This window comes from Maribacter sp. 4G9, assembly GCF_002742265.1.
Taxonomy (GTDB): domain Bacteria; phylum Bacteroidota; class Bacteroidia; order Flavobacteriales; family Flavobacteriaceae; genus Maribacter.
In genome coordinates this window covers 1-625 of sequence record NZ_MDGL01000165.1, presented here as the reverse complement: position 1 = coordinate 625, position 625 = coordinate 1, and the positions used below count along the sequence as shown (strand labels likewise).

General features: G+C 46.2%; 1 tRNA gene and 1 rRNA gene. Both read left to right on the top strand.

Features of this window, described 5'->3' with window-relative positions:
- The first annotated feature begins 193 nt into the window (after positions 1 to 193).
- Positions 194 to 270, top strand: a tRNA-Ala gene (locus tag BFP75_RS17115).
- A 221-nt stretch (positions 271 to 491) separates the two neighbouring features.
- A 23S ribosomal RNA gene (locus BFP75_RS17110) occupies positions 492 to 625 on the top strand; the annotation flags it as partial.

Here is a 625-nt window from a genome sequence, read left to right as displayed (position 1 = left end):
CTGTGCTGAGCGCAGTCGAAGCAAGTCTGCCTGGGACTACTAAGGAGCCCACGGGCCTTTTAAGGGGATCCGGGCAACGTTCATTGTTTTGAAGTATTGGAAATTCTGGAAGTTGAGACAAACTAGTTGTTGGTTCTTGGTTGATGGTTGATGGTGAAGCTGTCAACTAACAACGAACAACGATCAACTAACTGGGGGATTAGCTCAGCTGGCTAGAGCGCCTGCCTTGCACGCAGGAGGTCATCGGTTCGACTCCGATATTCTCCACCAAGCAATGCTTGGAGATGATTTGCTCGTCTTTAAAGTATAGCATGAGGAGCCACAAATACATTATTTGTAATTGTTGTTGGCGACTCGCCACAAGTTCATTGACATATTGGGACAGGATATAATAAGATTGTTCTTATTGTATACCTAAAAAAGAAAGAAACACGAATCTTTATATATAGAGTAAAGAGTACGAACAGAGTACAAAAGTAGAAAAGGAAAGGCGACAAGCTGGAAAAGGGCGTATGGGGAATGCCTAGGCTCTCAGAGGCGAGGAAGGACGTGATAAGCTGCGAAAAGCCGCGGGGATCGGCACATACGATATGATCCGCGGATATCCGAATGGGGCAACCCGGCA